Here is a 21,769-nt window from a genome sequence, read left to right on the forward strand (position 1 = left end):
CCGCCCGTCCAAAAAGGACGGGCGGGACGCCCATCCCACTTTCAAGAGTGGAAGTTATTTAATTCTCATTCCTAAGAGCAAAAAAACGTTTTACCTACTAATTATAGCGGTAGGGTGCGCCGAGACGCACCCTACATATAGAGGTTTTGGGTAATTCCTTTATTCTTGAGTCCCTCTCTGCTAGGAGGAGAGTTTGTGTAGGATAGGTTGCAACAGCAGACTCTTATCTAAAGACTAGAAGTTTTCCCTACTTCTGCCTGAGTAGCAATTGGTTTAACATCGGTGTAGCCCATATTATTGGCTACGTCGCGCAGCACCGAAATTTGCTGTTCAAAATCAAGACCTTCAATTTGACCCAACACGCCATTGACAGCCTCAGTTGCCTCATATCCGTCTGGGATATCGACAATTGTTTCACCCATACCAATCGCCCAAGCATACCAAACCACCAACTGATTGTTAGCAGTTAAAGCTCCGTAAGCGTGAGAATAAGGCGTGTCGTCGCGGTTGACAATACCTCGCATGATATTCAGTTGTTGATCGGCCGAAAGCTTGTAAAAATCATCCAGCAGCATGGGAGCTAATTCTGGTTCGGCGGCGGCGGGAGCGGCTGGTGTAATTGAATCTCCCATTTTTTCATAAACAAAGTAGAGCAGCGCCAGCTTTTCATCTGTACCCAACCCGTTGATTGTCTGAACGATGTTTTGAGTGTCGTTGGAGAGAGAGTGAGGATTGGTGGCGGCGGGTGAGTTCATAAATCAAATTCCTTAAAAATGCTTCCAGAATATATAAATATCAACATTTGTAAGTGCCCGTCACCATCCCCGAGAGGTAATACGATTTTAGATTTTACATTTTAGATTTTAGATTAAACAATGGGGAATGCCTTAGTCTGTATGGGTTGGGAGCTTGCCTAAAGCTGCATTCTTTTCGGAAAGTGGTGTAATTTTAAGGCACAACCCTAGAAGAAATCATCCTTAAGATAGAAGCCAACGATACATCTGCGGGTAGATGAAAAAGCCTGGGATTTAAGTAAGGATTGAGAAAGTGAATTGTTAAATAAAACTAGCAAGGAGTCGGCTATGTCGGAAATAAATACAGAACAAAATAACATTGAGAGCTTTGACGCTCAGCAAATCACTGAAAGCGCGGAAGCTGGAGAACAAAAGTTGCCGACCGTTGATGTATCAGCAGACTACGAAGCTTCAAAAGAATTCAGCGTTAGTGACATCGATCGCACGGGTGCCGGCGCTCAAGCTGCCGCCGCTGCAACTGCACCTAAATTTCCTATTCCCGCTGCTAAAGATATCGCAAAGCCTGCAGATAAAAGCGGCAATCCCGCTGATTTTCGTTCGATGGCTCAGGAAATTAAGCCCACAGGTACACCGGGCGAAGTTACCGACGATTTGATGCAGAAAGCGATCGATCTTGGTACTCCCGGCAGTTAATTTAGAAATTCTCCATCCTCGACGGACAACCTCTGTATTGTAGGGTGCTTAAGGCGCGCCTTACCCCTATAATTCGCGCGTCAAACCACTTTTTACATAAGTCCTGAAATTTCAATAGAGTGTAGGATAAGCTGCTATAAAGTAGGGACACAACATTGTTGTGTCCTTAAAGGCTGAAATACAGTATGGAGACAACATTGTTGTGTCCTTAAAGCGTTAATTTTAAGTCGATCGCCCGACAAATTTTGCCGACAGTGCGATCGCCCAAAATTTCAATTACTAAATCCACGCGATCGCCCTCCTCAACCATCGACTTAATAAATAACGCGGGATGCAGCGCTTTCCAGAAATATTCGACAAACCGATTAATTTCCGCTTCTGACATTCCCGACTTCCCCGTCGCCATCATTTCCCGTTCCGCCTGATTGCGCCACACTTGAGAAATGCGATAATCTTGGGGATACAAAACCATCAACCGATCTAATCGGTTCCACAGCGGCAGATAGTCGTGCAGCTTCGCATTCATATCGCGCGCAAACTGACAGTCGCTTTCTGTGGAAATCGGAAACGGTGCACCCGCCAAAAACTGGTTTAATTTGGCATCAACCACCGGATTCACACCGACAAACCAACCTTCAAAAAGTATAATATCCGCACCGGAAATAATTTCTGGTTGACTTCTATCTCCTGCACCTCCATAGGCTGATTTGTCAAACCTGGGAATTTCTATATTTTTAATTATATCCGGTTTGAGGGCATCTGATTTGGGATTGTCAAATGCTGCTAAATTATGAGTTTGAGAACCGCGCAACTTGTCTAAAACTGCGATTCCCAAGTCAATATCGTGAGTGCCGGGGGGGCCGCGCCAAATTAAACGCGGGTCTGCTTTTTGGAGTTGTTGGCGATCGGCATAAGTCTTGTAAAGATCGTCTAAAGAAAGGCTGACAGTAGAATATCCCAATTTTCCCAGAATCAGCCTCAAAACTTGGCATAAAGTAGTTTTTCCCGTTCCTTGCCCTCCTAAAATTCCTTGAATTAAAGGACGGTTTAAACTTTGTTTGGCAGTCGATAATTGCATTGCCAGCGGCAGCCAAAGATTCCACAAAGTTTCGAGAAAAACAGTTGACTTTAGGGGGAAAGTATGCAGTTCGTCAAGAAGAGAAAAGAATAAATCGGTTTTGCAGCGGACAACATCGGCTACACTGTCAGGAGTAATCCCAAAAGCGCGCGTTCGCGAAGCCCTCGAAGAGGATCGCAAATCATCCGCAAGTTCCCACAAAGCCAGGTGATCGAAGTCGGGAGCGATCGGGCGATCGCCGGCTTGCCATCGATGTAAAATTTCAACAGGGGTTACAGTCGATCGATCCATATCCTAAAAACTCTCGCTAGCGGGGGCGGGTTTTGTACAATTACTATCTACAACCGACAAATATTTCCCCTCATTTTAAGAGCCAAGTTTGAAAGCCTCCACAAATAAATTGTAAGTCACGCCAACTTTCAGAGCATTGAGCATCTCCACCCAAAAAGAACGGGCTACAGGCCGCGGGCTGGCGTAAACCAACCAGTTGGCGAACTCCGTCAACAACACCAACAGCCCGGCCGCGATAATATCCCAATCTGCTGATTGTCCGGTGATTGTCGAAATAGCAGTTCCCAAAAAAGTGCCGAACAGCAGGCTAATTAGCAGTAGCGAAATCCGCCGCCAAGGATTGCTCAGCCAGCCTCGGAATCGCTCGCCCAGAACATCAATCAATCTGTTAATTCGGGTATTCTGCATAAAAAAAGTTATACCATTGGAGATTCGAGATTGGAGATTTGAGATGCGGAATTACTGATGAATATTGGGTTTTGGAGTACGGGCATAGAGTAGCACTTTTTTTTTCAACTGCTATTAAAAGCTATACCGATGAGTCAACAAATGCCCCTCCAGGCTAAATCCAAATTCTTACCGCGGTCAGTATGTCGCCATCTAAAATATAAAATTTAACATCTAAGATGGTATTAAGCGATTGGCGAATTATAGCAGAGAACGGTTAAGTCATTAAGTGTAACTGTATCTTGTGTCACAGCAGCCCCTGGTTTTACATTAAAAATAGTTAAGACTCATTGCGGGTGCAGTCTATCCTTTAAGCCTAAAATTTATGAATCTTAAAATTTACCAGCTCGTAATTGGAGTGTCGATCGTCCTAATTACAGGAATGTTTCTAGGACGTTTTGAAATCACTATCTCCAACGGTTCAAATCCTTCCAGCGATTGGCCCTCACAAGCCACCGCACTCCCCCCCATACCCCCCATTTCCCCAGTTGCGACAGATTCAGCAGACACCGCCAGCGAGCCCAAACCCGACTCCACACCAACCCCCCCAGATCCAGAGGAGGAATTGCTTTCCTCAATCCCTGTAGATGCTAAAGCCTCCGGCCGTTTGCGCGTCAGCAACCGCAGCGAACACCCAGTGCGAGTGGCCCTGCTGTCGAAGCGGCAAGCCAAGGAATCCTACGGCAAACCCGCGCACTGGGATTTTGCGCCGGGGGAAGGTGGCGGCAAGGGACTGATGCTATCGCTGCCGGAGGGAAAGTTACAAGTCAAACGGGGAGACATTTTAGTGGTTTTTGCTCAGGATGGTTCTCGTCGCTACTGGGGGCCTTTCGTCGCCGGGGAGACACCCTCGCCGGCTTGGAACAGCACAGCCGGAGAATGGCAATTAATTTTGCAGCCGTGAACGCTTAGCTGCAGGTGGCGAGATTTTGGTCGAGAAAGCCGGTTGATCCGGTCTTGTTGAGAATGGTGCGGCTATGGGAGGTTAAACTCACATAGCCGCATCATTATAAAGAACAGGCAAGATGCCTGTTCCACAAAGAGTGAATTTTCTTGTGGGGAGTAGGGGTTGGGCATCCTGCCCGCCCATAAAAGCCTTGTTGAGAATGGTGTAACATCTGAGTTTAAGCGGATGCGATCGACTTGGGAGTTTCGAGAATGCGAATCTTTCGGTAGACTCTCTATGCGAGCTAAAATTTTAAATCTAAAATCGCAGGAAGTTTGGGTGAAGGAAGTTATTAAAAATTGGTCAGAGTTTAGGAATCGCCCGATCGCACCAAAGCTGCTGTCGCTTTTATGGCTGTGCGCGATCGCCTGGGTAGGTTTCTTGTGGAATCTCGGCAACATCGGTTTAGTTGACGAAACCGAACCGTTGTTTGCCGAAGCTGCGCGTCAAATGACGCTGACAGGAGATTGGATCACTCCTTATTTCAACGGCGAAACCAGGTTTGACAAGCCGCCGTTGATTTACTGGCTGATGGCGGTGGCTTACCGCACTCTGGGCGTTAACGAATGGGCCGTGCGTCTTCCGTCGGCTTTGTGTGCGATCGGTCTGACTTGCCTCGGATTTTATACCCTATCGAAGGAAGGAGGAAGTTCGGCAACGGATTCTGTAACGGATTTAACGGATGTCAGGAATAAGGAAGAAGTCCGATGGAAGCCGGAAGAAGAAACAGAGAATAACAACTCAAAACTCAAAACTCGTCGTCTTCCCCTCTTTCTTTCTACTCCTTGGATTGGTGCTGCCCTAATAGCTTTAAATCCCCAAACTATTGCCTGGGGACGGACTGGCGTTTCAGATATGCTATTAGTTAGTTGTATGTGTTCGGCACTATTCGCATTTTTTCTCGGTTACACTCTAGAAGAACAGAGAGAAAAAGCCGAATTTTCCACCGTTTCCGCTTCCCGATTTCCCAATAAGTGGTATCTGACTTTTTACGTACTAATTGCCTTAGCAATTCTGGCTAAGGGGCCTGTGGGAATTGTCTTGCCAGCGCTGATTGTTGGCTGCTTCGGGCTTTATTTGGGAAATTTTTGGCAACTTTGGCGCGAAATGCGTCCGGTGTCTGGAATCTTGATTATTCTGGCGATCGCCCTGCCGTGGTACATTTTGGTTATTTTAGACAACGGTCAAACTTATATTGACAGCTTTTTTGGCTATCACAATTTCCAGCGTTTTACTGGAGTAGTCAACAAGCACTCCGCGCCTTGGTATTTTTACTTTTTTGTAGTGCTAGTTGGTTTTGCACCTTGGTCGATTTATTTGCCGGTGGCGATCGCCCGCACCCGTTTTTGGCAGCGCAGTTACTGGCGTCGTCAACCGCGATCGGCTCAGTTGAGTTTATTTGCCCTATTTTGGTTCGTCTGCATCTTTGGCTTTTTTACGATCGCCGTGACCAAATTGCCCAGTTATGTATTGCCTTTAATCCCCGCCGCTGCGATTTTGGTAACGCTGCTGTGGAGCGATATTATTGCAGGCAACGAACCAGAAAATAGGCGGGCAAAGTTAGAAAAAAAACCGAATTCTTTACCGCGAGGGCTGTTAGTTACATACATTTTCAATGTCGTATTTTTACTGATTATAGCCGGAGCAACTTTCTACTGCTACAACTGGCTGGGAGACGACCCGGCAATGCCCAATTTTCCCCAAGCAATTCAGCAGTCGGGATTGCTGATTGTAGGCGGTACGATTTGGATAATTACAGCGGTGGCGATCGGACTTTTACTTTGGCAGCGGCAACAGCGCTGGATTTTGGTTGCTAACTTCATCGGGTTAGTAGCATTTATCATCTTTGGTCTTACTCCCGCCTACAATTTGGTCGATATCAACCGCCAGCTACCTCTGAGACAGTTAGCGCAGGTTGCGGTTCAACAAAAACTGCCGGGGGAAGAGTTTATTATGGTTGGTTTCTGGAAACCCAGTCTGGTTTTTTATACCCAAGAGCCGGTGACTTACTACCGAGCTGTCAGAAGGGCGATCGACTACATTAAGCAATCTAAAAACCCAACTTCTCCCTCTATTTTGTTGCTGGGATATCCAGAGAAATTTGTGGAATTAGGATTGCAGCCAAATCAATATCAATTGTTGGACAGTCGGGGGGCTTACCAACTCGCCAGGGTTCCGAGAACAGCGTTTCGATAGTCCATTATACTGCGGTGTGAGCCGACCTATATGGTCTGAAAGTAGGGGCAATCCCCCCGTGGTTGCCCCGGAATTTGGATATGGTGCATCTAGAACTGTAAAAGCTATAATCTACTCACTACCTAAAACCCGAAGCTCGGAGCCTACAATGGTTTCAATTCTCAACAAACTCTCTTCGTTAATCCATGAGATTTGCATTGAAAAAGTCGATCGGTGGAAGTTGTTCAAATTTAGTGAATCGCTGCCACAGCGTATGGAAAATTTGTTAGAGAAGAAGAAGGACGATCGACTAATGGCAGAAGAGGCAGCCGAACTCGACGCCATTGGGGAATTAGATCGCATCTTTACCCATATCAATGCAATGATGGTGGCTCAAGATGTCCATCAGTGATCCCACGAGACAGGGGGTTCGAGAAAGAGCGAGCTATTGCTGCGACAATTGATACTCTGATCAGGTATGATGTTGAAGTTGCGGTACGATTTACTTAACTTAGAAACATAACTTTGGCGAAAGTGCGGTATGATCTATCAATGAGAGTGTTATTCTACCGCAGTTGTAGTATAATTAATAGTTATATGGCAAGTTCATACTTTAATCGTAAGAAGTCAAATGTCATACTCATCTCTCGCAAACATAGTATTGGCGGTCGGACGAAGCGAAGCAAATGGCGTATTGCCGCTTGGTACAGCAACTCTACTAAATAGTCCCGGAAAGTTTGTTACGGCTGCCCATGTTACTAATGCAGATGAGCAGAATCTAGTCGTTGTTAAACGACCTTACAATTCGATTAATGACTATCAAGATACCTCTGATCCTCAAGTTCAGGTATTTCCGGTTCGCATTGAAGCTATTGATCCCTTCCTAGATTTGTGTATTTTGTCTGCTGGTATTGATCTGTTCTCTAACATATCGATGGGTAGCACAGATCTTCTCAACTTGGGCAATGTTGTTGATATTTTTGGTTATCCTCACGCCAATGATGGAAGATTGGTACTCACTCAGCAACGGACTGAGATCGGTGCACGAATCTTAATTAAAAATGGAATAGTCAAAACCAAGCATGTCGTCCTGAACACTCAGGCTCGCCCAGGTCAATCTGGAAGCCCTATATTCTCTGCACAAACTACAATGCTAGTTGCTATCCTGATTGGGTCATATGCTCCGGGTGGTGGAGGTGGTATTTCATTGGGTGGAGTAGATCCGCATACCCTCCATCAGACTACTCATGCGGTCTCTGTTGAGTACGTTAGGGAAATGTTGTAGATATGGAAAATAAATTAGAACAATTATTTCAGGTTGATAATGAAGAGTGGCTCACAACGCTGCCTACGTACCAACAAAAAATGATAAAGCAGCTAGTGGATTCTACTAACTCTTACGAAGAGGCAGCAAAACAGTGGCTGAATGCAATGCCAGAGAACACATTCCGATTTGGAGCAGAACAACCGAGAAATATATCTATTGAAGAAGTCCGGGATGAAATTGAAAAATTCTTAAGCGTCGATGAAAAATACGCTGATGAACGAAAAGAGCTACTTTCTTCGTCAGATGTACTACAAAAAACTCTTGTGAGTTCTGTTTCAGCAGCAATCGCCCCAGTAATAGGTAAATCAACAGCCTACATCCTACCTGTTGTTGTTCTTGTATTCATGACAATGAGTAAGATGGCGGAGCAACCCATTGTTATTGCAGGACAGAGTAGCAATGCGGTGTTATTGTCTGAATCTGACTCGGCAGACGATATGCGTTGGGATCAAGCATTCTCCCGTTCCCCCAATGCTCTTGCTAAACTCGCAGCGACCGCAATGGCTGAGTATCAGGCAGGCAAAACCCAAGAACTCGATCCAGAAACATTGTGAATTCACGCACTACAATCGAGTTCCGTAAGTTATTTGCTGATTTACCTGAACAAGTTAAAAACCAGACGCGGGCGACGTATCGCCAGTTCAAGGAAGACCCAAGTTATCCAAGCCTGCGTTTCAAGAAGGTGCATCCAGACTTACCCATCTACTCAGCCCGAATTACCAAAAACTATCGAGCAGTTGGTCAGTTGGATGGAGACACTGTAATCTGGTTTTGGGTTGGTTCACACGCAGAGTACGACAAGTTTCTGGGGCAGTTGTAGCAGTGTCGGAAGCCCGCCAATATCAATTAGAAAAGTCTATTTAGACAAGTAGAAAATTATGATCCCAATTAATGAAGCTCAACATCAGTTACAGCAGTTGATCGATTCGGTGAGTCAGTCGCACCAACCTATTGTGATTGCAGGACAGACTAGCAATGCAGTGTTATTATCTGAATCTGACTGGGCATCTGTGCAGGAGACACTGTATCTTCTCTCAGTGCCGGGGATGCGGGAATCGATTCGGGAAGGAATGGCAACGCCGATCGCACTTCTCGATCGCCCTTTAGACTGGTAACTTAGCCCACCATACGTGCCATAATCAGCCATATTATCTGGTACGCGATCGCCTGAACCTATGGATGCGCTAATCGGCAAAACTTTACAGGGTGGAAAGTACACCCTCGAACAAGAATTGGGACGCGGCGGCTTTGGGATTACCTTCAGGGCAAATCACCGCTATTTAGGACAGCCTGTAGTCATTAAAACCCTCAACGAATCTCTGCGGCAGCAACCCAATTTTGCTGAGTTCGATCGCAAGTTTCAAGACGAAGCGAGGCGGTTGGCTTCCTGCGTCCATCCCAATATTGTCCGCGTCAGCGATTTCTTTGTCGAAGACGGGCAGCCTTACATGGTGATGGACTACATCGCCGGTCAGAATTTGGGCGATGTAGTCGGTTCAAATAATCCGCTGCCAGAAAATATTGCAATTCTCTACATCACTCAAATTGGGGCTGCGTTGAAGGCAGTTCATCAAAAGGGTTTGCTGCACCGAGATATCAAGCCGCAAAACATTATTTTGCGCCAAGGTACTCAGGAAGTCGTGCTGATTGACTTTGGCATTGCCCGCGAGTTTACTCCTGGTGCAACCCAAAGTCACACTAATATGGTGTCCGACGGCTACGCGCCCCCTGAACAGTATTTTGCCCAAGGAAAATATACGCCCGCAACAGATGTTTACGGTATGGCGGCGACGCTTTACACTTTATTGACAGCACAGGTGCCGGTGGCTGCAATTTTACGCACCAGCCAGCCGATGCCTTCACCCCGCGACTTGCAGCCTCAGCTAAGTGCCGCTGTCAGTTCTGGGGTGATGCGGGGGATGACGGTAGAAGCTCAAAATCGCCCTGCTAGCGTCGATGAGTGGCTGTCGCTGCTGCATGGGCAGCCTCATGGTGCAGCGTCGCCGAGCACCGGGCCGACGGTGGCGGTGATGCCGGGACACGGGCCTCAGTCGCCTGCGGGTTCCAGAACAGCGCCTGCTGTGGTGTCTTCTGGGCAAGGCAGCCGCAAGGTTTGGTGGATTTTGGGGTTCGTGGCGATCGCACTTATTGTGGCAGGTTTGGTCGGTATTGCTAGAGTTTTCTTCAACCGGCCGTCTTCGGAACCCGCACCTGTGGCCCAGGACGATCGCACTTCGGCCCCAGCAGATCCAGACGCGCGCTCCAGCCCCACACCAATTCCCGCGCCGACACCAACGCCTTTCTCGCCGACTCCCAGAGAAACTCCGCCGTCTGCTGCTGAAACTCCAGCGCCTGCTGCTGAAACTCCAGCGCCTGCTGCTGAAACTCCAACACCAGCGCCAGAGCCAACACCAGCGCCTTCTCCCGAGGCTGTCGAACCCACACCAACAGAAAAACTTGTTGACAAAGAGTTGCCGCCAGATCGATCGCCCGCACCCAGCGAACAACCGGGAACCAATTATCAGAAGACTCCCACAATCCCTGGGTATGCGGTTGGTACGCCGGAAAGTCAGATTTTAGCTGAATTGGGAGAACCCACTGACTCTCAAGCGCGGGGCTATTGGCCGAATACTCGCACCGCACTTTACGAAATATTGCCAAATCGGATTACTCTGGGCTACATTTACGATCGCGATTCGGGCGAGCTAGTACAAACAGAGGGTTCTTTTGCCCAGTCTGTGGACGATTTGGTGGTGCGAACCGCCTTAAACGGCATGGTGGGCGGGGCAAACCGGGAGATTTTGCAGGGATTCCGCGACGTGCAGCTGCGCCGGAGTAATCGCTTTACGTTTAGGAAAGGTTCGCTGGAAGGGACGATCGAACGCAACGAGCGCGATCGGATTTACATCGGCGTCTGGGACGAGAACTTGCATTAAACTTGGCAGCGCTGACATCCTGCACCCTTGTCAATAAACCTGGGCGGGCAAGATGCCCAACCCCTACTCCCCACAGGAAAACTCAACTCTTGTGGAACAGGCATCTTGCGTCAATAAACCTGGGCGGGCAAGATGCCCAACCCCTACTCCCCACAGGAAAACTCAACTCTTGTGGAACAGGCATCTTGCCTGTTCAAAAAAATGGTGCAAGATGTAAATATTCCCGACTCAGCTTTGTGCCAAAATCGAAAATCTAAAATCCCAAATCTAAAATCTAGTTGACGCAACACGAAATATTGTCTATAATTAGAGAACGCACGAGGGGCTGTAATGGTTTCGACAGGGTGGCGAAAGCTGCTCCGTGATGCAGGTCGAGAGGGAGTCTACTCTCGTTAATATCGGCTCAAAAAAAATAGTAAATGCGAACAACATCGTTCCTTTCGCTCGCAAAGCCGTAGCTGTAGCCTAAAAACTTCTTGAGCTTGGTTTAGAGTGTATGCCACCTCACTCCGTTAAAGGTAGCATAACAACCCCCAACGGATGCCCTAGCTAAACGTTTCTAGTCGGCTAGCTAGGAAAGCAATCACTAGAAAATCCCCCCATTTGGGATAAAGATGGTTCCCGCCCCGAGGATTAGAGGGGATAAACCTGTGAACGATCGGAAGGTAAATACCCGCTTTGGACGGCAGTTCGATTCTGCCCAGTTCCATAAAAGAAGTGACGTAAAATCAATGGTTTAAGCCATTTGAAAGCCACTTTATAGCATTAAAAGGGCTCAGAGTTAACTCTGGGCCCTTTTGTTTGGCTCAGATAGCTCAACTCATCCGTGTATCCGTGTCAAAATCCGTGCAGTGCTCTACCTTTTCCCCGCGAGGGGACTGAAATATTTGCTGGTCGTTTTTCAATTGGCGTTCTCACCGCCTTGCAACCGTCAACAGTCAACCGTCAACCGTGAACAGCCAACCATAATTTACCACCCATTAGCTACGCTGCCGGCTCATATAATTAGAACTTCACCCTGTCTGTGCGTTCTTGGAGCCTGTCGGGCGATATACTATTAGGCGGTAAAGCATTAAAAATCTTTACAAAGACCCCGATTTCTAAGCCTACTCCTACAAAGGACGGGTGAAAAATTATATGCTGAGCGCTCAAAAGCTGGAAAAATGAACCCAGGAATTGACTTACAAGGAAGTTTTGTAGAAGCCCTGATGAATTTGGGCTTACCGGCGGACATCGCCCAACTGCTTTGGCTACCGCTGCCAATGTTGCTGATGATTGTCGCTGCCGTCTTCGGGGTACTGACTAGCGTCTGGCTGGAACGGAAAATTTCCGCCGCCGCTCAACAGCGGATAGGCCCGGAATTTATCGGCCCTCTGGGAGTGCTAGCACCCGTTGCTGATGGTTTGAAGTTGGTCTTCAAAGAAGACATTGTACCGGCAAAAGCTGACGCGCTGCTATTTACCCTAGGCCCGGTAATTGTGGTGATTCCAGTTTTTCTCTCCTACTTAATCGTGCCCTTCGGAGAGCATATGCTGATCGCCGATATGGGGACAGCAATATTTCTGTGGATTGCTCTTTCTAGCATTCAGCCGATCGGCTTGCTGATGTCCGGCTATGCTTCAAACAACAAATACGCCCTCCTCGGAGGACTCAGAGCCGCCGCTCAATCCCTCAGCTACGAAATTCCCCTAGCTTTGGCAGTATTGGCAGTTGTAATGATGTCCAATAGCCTCAGTACGATCGACATCGTACACCAGCAAGCCGGCTACGGCATTCTCGGCTGGAATATCTGGCGGCAACCAGCAGGTTTCCTGATTTTCTGGATCGCAGCACTAGCAGAATGCGAACGTTTACCCTTTGACCTTCCAGAAGCAGAAGAAGAATTGGTAGCAGGATATCAGACTGAGTACACAGGCATGAAATTTGCTTTGTACTATATCGCTTCCTACGTTAACCTCGTCCTTTCTTGCCTGTTAGTAGCAGTTTTGTACCTCGGCGGCTGGGAGTCCCCGATTCCTGTCGGAGTCCTGACAAATGCCCTAGGATTGAGCGAAACGACTCCTTGGTTGCAGGTAATTACCGGCTTGCTGGGCATTACAATGACCATGCTGAAAGCCTACTTTTTCTTGTTTCTGGCTGTTCTGCTCCGCTGGACTCTGCCGCGAGTTCGGATCGACCAATTGCTAAATTTGGGATGGAAGTTTTTACTTCCCGTTGCTTTAGTTAATTTGCTGTTGACCGCAGCTTTGAAGCTTGCCTTTCCCTTTGCTTTTGGCGGTTAATTCGTAATAGGTAACAGAACAGATAATAGCTAACCTAGAGTAGCTGTTAACTCTCATGACCTATTATCAATTAGCAATTACCAAAAACTCAAGTACAGAGAGAGAACACGATGCTAAAATTCCTCAATCAAGTAGGCGAATACGCCAAAGAGACTCTTCAAGCTGCTAAGTATATCGGTCAAGGGCTATCTGTTACTTTTGACCACATGAGACGCCGCCCGATTACGGTGCAGTATCCTTACGAGAAATTAATTCCTTCCGAACGTTTTCGGGGCAGAATTCACTTTGAATTTGACAAGTGCATCTCCTGCGAAGTTTGCGTTCGGGTGTGTCCGATCAACTTACCTGTAGTGGATTGGGAATTTAACAAAGAAACTAAGAAGAAGCAACTCAAGCACTACAGTATCGATTTCGGAGTGTGTATCTTCTGCGGCAACTGCGTAGAATATTGTCCGACTAATTGTTTGTCCATGACAGAAGAATACGAGTTAGCCGCCTACGAACGTCACGAATTGAATTATGACAACGTGGCCCTGGGACGTTTGCCCTACAAGGTTACAGATGACCCGATGGTGACACCGATGCGGGAATTCGCTTATTTGCCGAAAGGTGCGATCGACCCCCATGAAGTTTCCTACACCGATCGCCGCGCCGGTCTGCGTCCAGAGGAAATTATCGAAAAGTAAGTCATTAGTCATTAGTCAGCAGTCATCAGTCATTAGTGAAATAACCAATTATTAATGACTGCTAACTAATGAGTAAAAACGAACAATAGAACACTAATAATTGAGGATAAAAAATTGTGAATCTAGCTGAAGGGGTTCAAATTGTTTCATTTGGAATATTGTCCGTAATGATGATTGCAGGAGCACTAGGAGTAGTGCTGTTCTCAAATATCGTTTACTCAGCCTTTTTGCTGTGCGGCGTATTTACCAGCATTGCCGGCTTGTACCTGTTGCTGAATGCCGACTTTGTAGCAGCAGCGCAGGTGTTGATTTATGTTGGCGCTGTTAACGTCTTGATTTTGTTTGCGATTATGTTAGTGAACAAGCGCGAAGATTTCCGCACAATTCCCAACGCTTGGGTGCGTCAAGTAGCAACAGCAGTAGTTTGCGTAGGCTTGTTTGCGCTTTTGGGTACGATGGTGGTGTCTACTCCTTGGACTATTGTCGCGACGACAGGAGCACCGGCCGAAAGTTCGATCGTTACAATCGCCAAACATTTCTTCACCGACTTTTTGCTGCCTTTCGAGTTAGCATCAGTATTTTTGTTAATGGCAATGGTAGGAGCCATTGTCTTGGCGCGCCGCGATTTCTTGCCAGATGAATTGTCCAACAAGCTATCTGAAACACCAGCTTTTAGTTTGCCGGAAAGACCTCGCGAATTAGTTTCGGCCGGAGATGTGTCTTCGCCAGAATCTAAGTAATATTATGGTGCGCTGAGCGCACCATAGTGTTAGTTTTGTAGTAACTTTAGATTGAGACAAAATCGCAAAATTTATGCAACTGCAACTCCAGTATTTCCTGTTATTAGCCGCCGCACTTTTCTGTATTGGCATTTACGGTTTGATTACCAGCAGAAATGCAGTGCGCGTGTTGATGTCGATCGAGTTGATGCTGAATGCTGTCAATCTCAATTTGATGGGTTTCTCCAATTATCTCGACCCCGTACAAATTAAGGGCCAAGTATTTACCGTGTTTGTAGTTACGGTAGCCGCGGCTGAAGCTGCGGTGGGTTTGGCAATTGTTTTGGCGATTTATCGCAACCGCAATACCGTAGACATGGAAGAATTTAACTTGCTGAAGTGGTAATTAATCAATAGTCATCAGTCATCAGTCATCAGTCATTAGCGACAAACTAATGCAGATTAAAGACTGATGACTAAGGACTAAGGACTAAGGACTAAGGACTAAGGACTAATGACTTCTAGTAATTTCTAGAGTAATTCTACCCCCGAAATCAGGGATGGGGGCAGCAGGTTTCGAGAGTTGTAGTTTAACTTTTTCGACTAACGGTAGTTGTAAAAGCGCTTGAACAATAGTATCTGCTAGGCGTTCGATTAATAAAAACTTCGACTCTTTGACTAGCTTTTGAATCAGAGTAATTGCGCTGCGGTAATCAAGAGTATGTTGAATATCATCACTTTTTCCAGCTTGCGATAAATCCAGCCAGAGAGTAACATCCACTTCAAACCACTGCCCCAAAACTTGCTCTTCCGGCAGATAGCCCGTATATCCGTAACAGCGAATTCCTGTAAGTTGAATAGAATCCATTTTGCAATAAACTAAAAGTGCGTTGTTCTATACCAATTTGTATTAAACCAGATAAAGTTCTCTTTCTCTTCCCTCTCTTTTTTTGCCCTTTGCCCTCTTCCTCTTCCCTCTGCGCCCTCTGCGCCCTCTGCGGTTCAATCACTCTTATTCTATCTTAAATTTCACAACCGTCCTCCTTTCTCCAACTTGTCCAATAAATCCTCAGCAACTTCATACCATTTCCGCCTAATTTCAGCATCTTCTGGCTTTTCTGTCAAGGTACGACCTTGGAATTCTGGATATTTATTGTAATATAATTCATCAACTTTTTGATAAAAAATATCTTGATTTATATTGAGATTTTTGCGTCGTTTCCCAATGTTTTCTTGACGAATTATCTCTGCTTCCTCTAAAGATGTATCGGGAGGCGGTTGGCGCGAAGAAAATTTAGGTAAATCCGGCAACTTGGGCAATGTGAAACCAGATTTGACTACACTAAAAGCTAAAATTCCCGGTACCAAAATCACACTTAAACTCCCTAGGGTTTTCCAAGGAATTAACTTGAATGTGGGGTTGTTATTAACCAGTTGAGGATTTTGGTGAACAGGGGTATGATTGCTGGTAGCAGTTTGAGTGGCGTTTTTGAAAGGGCGGCCGACAAAGTTCATTGTCACCATTTGGGAAATTATACTGCCAATTTGAGAGAGTTTTGGATCTTTGAGTGCTTCGCGGACTGCTTTTGCGGATTGGTAGCGATCGCCCGGTTGTTCTGCTAACATCCGATCCAATACCGTGGCTAAATTAGGGCTGACACTGACGTGCGATCGCCAATCCCAAGTTTTATTATTGATATCGTACAATTTTTGAGGCTTTTTGCCGCTTAGCAGTACCAAAGCCGTCACGGCTAAAGCATACAAATCGCTAGCGGCAGAAACTTTCCCCAGTCGCATTTGTTCGGCTGGGGAATAACCCTGTTTGCCGATCGCCGTATCCGATTGTCCGTTAAACTGAAGTACGGCATTTGCTGCGATTTGTTTAACAGAACCGAAATCAATTAAAAATGGTAGTTTGTCAGCATCATGCTGAATAATATTATCCGGGGAAATATCGCGGTGAATTAAATTTTTCGAGTGGATGTATTCTAAAACTGGTAAAAGCTGAAATAGCAGTTGAGTAACTTCAGCTTCGGTAAAATTTTTACCTTGTTGCTGACGCGATATCAATATTTCTTCGTAGGTTTGACCTTTGATATAATCTTGGACTAAAAATAAAGATGGATTCCCAGCCAAATCGGTTCGCAGGAGTTCTCGAAACCGGGGAATTTGCGGGTGTTGGAGGTTGTAAAGCATACTCGCTTCGCGATCGAACAATTCGGCGGCTTTCGGGCTGTGCACCACCGGAGAAAACTCTTTGAGCACGCAATGTTCGTTGTAGCGGTTGATATCTTCGGCGAGATAAGTGCGCCCAAAGCCACCGCGGCCCAATTCGCGGAGGATGCGGTAGCGTTTTTCTAGAGTTGAACCTGGGGTGAGGAGGGAGGAGTTAGACATAAACCACGGCAAATTGTTCGATGTGGGGAGTCGCCGAGCACAGTATAGCTTATTGTAGCTAAGTTTGTTTGAATGCGAGGGAAGGAAGGGCGATCGCTATTTTTGGGATGGATGAAGGAGAAGCGACACTTTGGTTAAGATTCAGTATCTACAGGATATCGTAGGGGCGGGTTTTACCAACCATCTATGTTATCAACCAAAAATATAATAAACCCGCCCCCACCCAACGACCAATCTAAATCTACATTTTTCGCCTGCGATCGAACATCAGGTTAATCTAGATTATCGGCTGTCTAGGGGCGGGTTTATATAAATTGTTCGTGAACATCAAATATTGTTGTAAAACCCGCCATTACAGGCTTTTTTATTATCGGGTTCGATCGGCTATCGAGGATTTACAAATCCCGATGTGTAAATTCCTTAGCATCTTTCCCAACATAACTAGCCGCAATATGGCCATCCCCAACAACTCGATACTTATAGGTAATTAACCCCTCTAAACCCACAGGCCCGCGAGGCGGCATTTGCTGCGTGCTAATCCCCACTTCTGCACCGAAACCGTAGCGGAAACCGTCGGCAAATCTAGTCGAACAATTGTGATAAACTCCGGCCGCATCGACTCCATTTAAAAATGTTTCGGCGGCTTCGCTGTCTTCGGTGACAATTACATCGGTGTGTCTCGAACCGTATGTATTGATGTGATTAATTGCCTCTTCCCCAGAATCTACTATTTTGATTGACAAAATTAAATCGCTGTATTCTGTAGACCAATCCGCTTCATTTGCTTCGGCAATATTTTCGAGGATGGCGCGAGTTTTTCCGTCTCCCAGCAATTCGACTTTTTTCTGCTGCAAAGCTGCGGCAACAGCGGGCAGGAATTTGGGGGCGATCGCCCTGTGAACTAACAAGGTTTCAATGGCATTGCAGGCGGCGGGATACTGGGTTTTTGCATCTACACAAATCTCTACGGCTTTCTGAATATCCGCTGCTTTGTCTGCGTACAAATGACAAATTCCGTCGGCGTGTCCTAACACGGGAATCCGCGTGTTTTCCTGCACGAACCGCACGAAGGAATTAGAACCTCTGGGAATAATCAAATCTACATATTCATCCATTTTCAGCAGTTCGATTGTTTCTTCCCGCGTCGTCAGCAACTGCACGACTTCTGGATTAACCGCTGTTTCTGCTAATGCTTGATGTATCACTTTTGTCAAGATTTCGCAGGAACGGACTGCTTCTTTGCCACCTTTGAGAATGACGCCATTTCCAGATTTTATGGCTAAGGATACTATCTGAATTAAAGCTTCTGGGCGCGCTTCAAAAATAATGCCTAAAACGCCCAAAGGACAGGTGATGCGCTTCAGAATTAATCCTGTATCCAATTCACGGTGGATTTGCACGACACCGATCGGATCTGGGAGTTTCGCAACGTCTCGCACGCCCGCGATCGCACTTTTCAACTTGCTCTCATCCAACTTGAGGCGATCGTACAGCGGTTTCGCAATTCCATCAGCCTCAGCCGCCTTGCAGTCAGCAGCATTCGCCCCCACAATATCCGGCGCAGCAGCTTCTAAAGCTTTCGCAATAGCTTCAATAGCTTGATTTTTGGCCTCAGCGGACAAAACTGCCAATTTTCTAGCATATCCGCGCGTTTTTTGGGCAATTTCAATAATAGACATGGCAGTAACTTTTAAATAGTTTTGATTGTTCGGTTTTGAATTTTGAGTTTGGAATTGAATCCGCAAAAATAAATTTGGGGGCGGTTTTCAGTCTTAACAATTCTAGAGGAAATTCTATATTTTTGTTGAGACCCCTTACAGCAATCCGCATTAACAGGTTAAAACAGTGAAGTATAGATAAAATCCCACGGTCATTTCCTTTTGTCAATAACCTTTGGAGATTATTATGTCATCTCATGCCCCTTTACGCAAGGCAGGGCGAGCAGCCAAAGCCGGCGTTAAACTGATACAGAAAACTGGCGGAAATCTCGTTTTAGCTTCCGGCGTCACCATCAGCCTGCTGTTTGGTATGGTGTTAGCGCTATCTTTAGCCTCTGTTTTGATTCTCAGCAGTCCCGATCCAGTCGCCGGATTGGCGATCGCACTTCCCATAACTCTGATTTTTAACATCGCTGCTTTTTTCCTATCACCTTACTTGATGGACTTAAGCCAAAATTGGCTATACCATACTCGCTGGGTTTCCCTAGCAGAAATTGAAAGCCTAAGTCCCGAAACAGCTAAAGTTATTCAGAAGGTTTGCAAGCAGAAAAAACTCTCTTGTCCGCGTTTAGGAATTATCGACGACCAAAACCCTACTGCTTTTACTTACGGTTCATTTCCCAACAGCGCTCGGTTAGTCGTCAGTCAAGGTCTTTTTACCTATTTAGACGACGAGGAAATTGCCACTGTTTACGCCCACGAACTCGGTCACATCGTCCACTGGGACTTTGCAGTAATGACTTTAGCTTCGACTTTGGTGCAGATTACTTATTTAATTTACACTACAACTCAAAGAATGGGTCGAAGTGGTGGGGAAAAAGCTAAAGATGCGGCCGGTACTGTAGCTGCTGTTGCTTATTTGTTTTACATCGCTGGCACTTATTTATTGCTGTATTTGTCGCGGACGCGAGAATATTTTGCCGACCATTTTGCTGCCGAAACAACCGGAAATCCCAATGCTTTATCCCGCGCTTTGGTAAAAATTGCTTACGGTATTTTGGAAGAAGGACAAAGAGCAACAGAACCCAGCAGCTTATTAGAAGGAACTCGCGCTTTAGGCATTTACGATGCCAAAGCTGCCACATCTACTGGCACTGCTTACAGGATTTCTTCGGAACCAGAAAAGATTGGGCGAGTGTTTTTGTGGGATATGTTTAATCCGTGGGGTTGGTGGATGGAGTTGAACTCGACTCACCCGCTGACTGGTAAACGAGTTCGCGCTTTGAGCACTTATGCCGAACAATTAGGCTTAGATATTGAGTTTGACATGGGGCGAATTGTCGGCGAAGGCAACGATTTGAGCAAGCGGAGATTGTACGGCAATTTTGTGTTCGATTTGCTGCTGTACAGTGCAGAAACTCTGGGCTTAGCGGTGGGTTTTGCGATCGGCATTTCCCTGTATGCTGTAAACCCGATGATGATGGTTGCTTGTCCTTTAATCGGTTTGGGCGTGGGAATTTTGCTCAAAACTCTGGTGATGTTCCCGAATTACCAACAAGCAGAACATTTGGATGTTTTAACCTTAATGTCTGACCCTTACGCAAGTCCTTTGCGGGGTCAACCGGCGCAACTACAAGGCGAATTAATTGGTCGCGGCGATGCGGGTTATACCTTCGGTTCCGATCTGAAATTGCAAGATAGAACGGGAATGATTTATCTGCGCTATGCTTCTCGTTTTGGGCCAATTGGTAATTTTCTGTTTGGCATGAAACGGGTTGAAAGTTTGATTGGGATGGATGTTAGGACTTTGGGTTGGTTCCGCCGGGGTGTTGCACCTTGGATGGATTTGATTCAGCTTGAAAGCGATAGCGGTACGGTGGTTAACAGTTATCACCGCTTCTGGTCTTTTGTGATGGGTATCGGTGCGATCGTTCTTGGTATTGCGGCGCTATTTGTTTCATTTCCAGCTTAACAGTTGACAGGTAAAACCTTTTAAGTTAAATATAATTAAGCTCGCATTTTAGAGCTTATTTTTTTTGCTCCATACGGTACTATTAAATTTAATACCGCTCTCAATCATCTTTTTTGCTGGACAAAAGAGTGAGTTTACGAACCGCTTTAGATTTGTTAGCGAAGGGGCGCGATAGCGCTCTTGGAGAAAAGAAAGAAGAAAGGAAGAAGTAAAGAAGGAGATAGTTAATCTTATGGCGGGAAGGAAATAATTTATTTATGAGCAAACATGACAATCAAAATTGCTACAATTAGTTTGTTGTTGATGGTATTAACTTTAGCAGTCAGCAGTCCTAGCGAAATACTTAGCGGAAACTTCACAAAAATGACCGCTAAAACGGAAAACCAGAACACAAAAAATACCATGCAAAGTATTCTCGATGACAGCGCCAAACTAGAAAAACTAGCTAGCAATTTCCAATTTATAGAAGGCCCGATTTGGCATCCAGACGGCTTTTTGCTGTTCAGCGATATTCCCGCCAATATTATCTATAAATTTGGCTCAAATCAGCAAGTTGAGGTATTTCGCCGCCCTTCGGGAAAAGCCAACGGGAATACTTTAGACAAAGAAAACCGCTTACTTACTGGCGAACACGAAAATCGCCGCGTCTCCCGTACAGAAAAGGACGGAAAAGTTATCACCTTGGCGGATAGATACGAGGGTAAGCGGCTCAACAGTCCGAACGATTTAGTTGTTAAATCCGATGGCAGTATTTATTTTACCGATCCGTCCTACGGTGTTAGTAAAGAGCAGGAAGAATTGGGCTTTTACGGTGTTTACAGGCTGGCACCCGACGGAAAATTAACTCTGCTGGTTAAGGATTTGGTGCTGCCGAACGGCATCGCTTTTTCACCCGACGAGCAAAAACTTTATGTCAACAATTCGGAAGCGGGATACATTGCTGTTTTCGATGTAAAACCGGACGGAACTGTTACTAACCAGCAGCTTTTTGCGGAGTTAAAAGATGCCAGTCAAAGGGGAGTACCCGACGGTTTAAAAGTTGATGTAGAGGGGAATGTTTACAGCACCGGGCCGGGTGGAGTGTGGATCTTTTCGCCGGATGGCAAGCTTTTGGGGAAGATTTCTGTGCCTGAGACGGCGACTAATTTGGCTTGGGGAGAAAGCGATCGCAAAACGCTTTATATTACGGGAAGTACAAGTCTGTATCGGATTCGCCTTAAAATTGCGGGTGTGCGGGCTGGAAAATAATCTAAAATAGGGCGAAGTTGAAAATAAAGCGGTTTGTCGTGAGGACTTTATTCCTTACGACAAACACTTTTTATTAGGGGTAATTGACCTGGCATAATATAATCCTACTTGTCAAAATCAGTCATTCCCAATTCTAAAATCTAAAATCTCGAATCTCAA

At 46.0% G+C, this 21,769-nt stretch carries 21 protein-coding genes and 1 other RNA gene; 16 read left to right on the forward strand and 6 right to left on the reverse strand.

The window, feature by feature from the left end; translation table 11 throughout:
* Positions 1–227 precede the first annotated feature (227 nt).
* Positions 228–755, reverse strand: coding sequence for an orange carotenoid protein N-terminal domain-containing protein (locus QUB20_RS21095; protein WP_333057027.1), 528 nt, complete (start codon positions 753–755; stop codon positions 228–230).
* 327 nt (positions 756–1,082) lie between these two features.
* On the opposite strand from QUB20_RS21095, the gene QUB20_RS21100 reads away from it, so the two are divergent.
* On the forward strand, positions 1,083–1,448 hold the full coding sequence (locus QUB20_RS21100) for a hypothetical protein (protein ID WP_333249296.1): 366 nt from the start codon (positions 1,083–1,085) through the stop codon (positions 1,446–1,448).
* 208 nt (positions 1,449–1,656) lie between these two features.
* On the opposite strand, the gene QUB20_RS21105 is transcribed toward QUB20_RS21100, so the two are convergent.
* Both QUB20_RS21105 and QUB20_RS21110 read right to left on the reverse strand, forming a co-directional pair.
* The gene (locus tag QUB20_RS21105; RefSeq protein ID WP_333249293.1) at positions 1,657–2,817 is read right to left on the reverse strand and encodes a glycerate kinase; all 1,161 of its coding nucleotides are present in this window, start codon (positions 2,815–2,817) and stop codon (positions 1,657–1,659) included.
* A 75-nt stretch (positions 2,818–2,892) separates the two neighbouring features.
* Positions 2,893–3,225, reverse strand: a complete 333-nt coding sequence (locus tag QUB20_RS21110) for a DUF565 domain-containing protein (protein WP_333249290.1) — start codon at positions 3,223–3,225, stop codon at positions 2,893–2,895.
* Positions 3,226–3,589: 364 nt separating this feature from the next.
* Between QUB20_RS21110 and QUB20_RS21115 the strand changes: the two genes are divergently transcribed.
* The 13 genes from QUB20_RS21115 to nuoK all read left to right on the forward strand — a co-directional run bounded on the left by QUB20_RS21115 (position 3,590) and on the right by nuoK (position 14,741).
* Entirely contained in the window at positions 3,590–4,168 is a 579-nt protein-coding gene (locus QUB20_RS21115; protein WP_333249288.1) for a hypothetical protein, read from the forward strand.
* 279 nt (positions 4,169–4,447) lie between these two features.
* Positions 4,448–6,406, forward strand: a complete 1,959-nt coding sequence (locus QUB20_RS21120; protein ID WP_333291627.1) for a glycosyltransferase family 39 protein — start codon at positions 4,448–4,450, stop codon at positions 6,404–6,406.
* Between the two features lie 148 nt (positions 6,407–6,554).
* Positions 6,555–6,797, forward strand: coding sequence for a hypothetical protein (locus QUB20_RS21125; RefSeq protein WP_333249282.1), 243 nt, complete (start codon positions 6,555–6,557; stop codon positions 6,795–6,797).
* Between the two features lie 219 nt (positions 6,798–7,016).
* Complete coding sequence (locus QUB20_RS21130; protein ID WP_333249279.1) at positions 7,017–7,670, forward strand: serine protease; 654 nt, start codon at positions 7,017–7,019, stop codon at positions 7,668–7,670.
* Between the two features lie 2 nt (positions 7,671–7,672).
* Positions 7,673–8,266, forward strand: a complete 594-nt coding sequence (locus QUB20_RS21135) for a hypothetical protein (protein WP_333249276.1) — start codon at positions 7,673–7,675, stop codon at positions 8,264–8,266.
* Positions 8,263–8,532 (forward strand): ParE family toxin-like protein, encoded by a 270-nt coding sequence (locus QUB20_RS21140; protein ID WP_333249273.1) that lies wholly within the window; start codon positions 8,263–8,265, stop codon positions 8,530–8,532. The genes QUB20_RS21135 and QUB20_RS21140 overlap by 4 nt, the downstream gene beginning before the upstream one ends.
* A 58-nt stretch (positions 8,533–8,590) precedes the next feature.
* Positions 8,591–8,827: a type II toxin-antitoxin system Phd/YefM family antitoxin gene (locus tag QUB20_RS21145; protein WP_333249269.1), complete on the forward strand. Its 237-nt coding sequence runs from the start codon at positions 8,591–8,593 to the stop codon at positions 8,825–8,827.
* 60 nt (positions 8,828–8,887) lie between these two features.
* The gene (locus QUB20_RS21150; protein WP_333249266.1) at positions 8,888–10,648 is read left to right on the forward strand and encodes a serine/threonine-protein kinase; all 1,761 of its coding nucleotides are present in this window, start codon (positions 8,888–8,890) and stop codon (positions 10,646–10,648) included.
* 321 nt (positions 10,649–10,969) lie between these two features.
* Positions 10,970–11,360, forward strand: a transfer-messenger RNA (tmRNA) gene (gene ssrA / locus QUB20_RS21155).
* A gap of 451 nt (positions 11,361–11,811) precedes the next feature.
* The gene (gene nuoH, locus QUB20_RS21160) at positions 11,812–12,930 is read left to right on the forward strand and encodes an NADH-quinone oxidoreductase subunit NuoH (protein WP_333203108.1); all 1,119 of its coding nucleotides are present in this window, start codon (positions 11,812–11,814) and stop codon (positions 12,928–12,930) included.
* 110 nt (positions 12,931–13,040) lie between these two features.
* Positions 13,041–13,616, forward strand: coding sequence for an NAD(P)H-quinone oxidoreductase subunit I (gene ndhI / locus QUB20_RS21165; protein ID WP_193975265.1), 576 nt, complete (start codon positions 13,041–13,043; stop codon positions 13,614–13,616).
* Between the two features lie 116 nt (positions 13,617–13,732).
* A complete protein-coding gene (locus tag QUB20_RS21170; protein WP_333057044.1) occupies positions 13,733–14,356 on the forward strand; it encodes an NADH-quinone oxidoreductase subunit J in 624 nt (207 codons plus the stop codon).
* A 79-nt stretch (positions 14,357–14,435) separates the two neighbouring features.
* Positions 14,436–14,741, forward strand: a complete 306-nt coding sequence (gene nuoK / locus QUB20_RS21175) for an NADH-quinone oxidoreductase subunit NuoK (RefSeq protein WP_228042566.1) — start codon at positions 14,436–14,438, stop codon at positions 14,739–14,741.
* A gap of 105 nt (positions 14,742–14,846) precedes the next feature.
* Here nuoK and folB read toward each other — a convergent pair whose 3' ends face one another.
* The 3 genes from folB to QUB20_RS21190 form a co-directional block, all read right to left on the reverse strand.
* The gene (gene folB, locus QUB20_RS21180; protein ID WP_333057046.1) at positions 14,847–15,203 is read right to left on the reverse strand and encodes a dihydroneopterin aldolase; all 357 of its coding nucleotides are present in this window, start codon (positions 15,201–15,203) and stop codon (positions 14,847–14,849) included.
* Positions 15,204–15,364: 161 nt separating this feature from the next.
* On the reverse strand, positions 15,365–16,732 hold the full coding sequence (locus QUB20_RS21185; protein ID WP_333249262.1) for a serine/threonine-protein kinase: 1,368 nt from the start codon (positions 16,730–16,732) through the stop codon (positions 15,365–15,367).
* A 395-nt stretch (positions 16,733–17,127) separates the two neighbouring features.
* Positions 17,128–18,411 (reverse strand): glutamate-5-semialdehyde dehydrogenase, encoded by a 1,284-nt coding sequence (locus QUB20_RS21190; protein ID WP_333249259.1) that lies wholly within the window; start codon positions 18,409–18,411, stop codon positions 17,128–17,130.
* Positions 18,412–18,637: 226 nt separating this feature from the next.
* On the opposite strand from QUB20_RS21190, the gene QUB20_RS21195 reads away from it, so the two are divergent.
* Complete coding sequence (locus QUB20_RS21195) at positions 18,638–20,362, forward strand: zinc metalloprotease HtpX (RefSeq protein ID WP_333249256.1); 1,725 nt, start codon at positions 18,638–18,640, stop codon at positions 20,360–20,362.
* 267 nt (positions 20,363–20,629) lie between these two features.
* Positions 20,630–21,610, forward strand: a complete 981-nt coding sequence (locus QUB20_RS21200) for an SMP-30/gluconolactonase/LRE family protein (RefSeq protein ID WP_333249253.1) — start codon at positions 20,630–20,632, stop codon at positions 21,608–21,610.
* Positions 21,611–21,769 lie beyond the last annotated feature (159 nt).

The organism is Microcoleus sp. B4-C2, from assembly GCF_036705265.1.
GTDB lineage: Bacteria > Cyanobacteriota > Cyanobacteriia > Cyanobacteriales > Microcoleaceae > Microcoleus.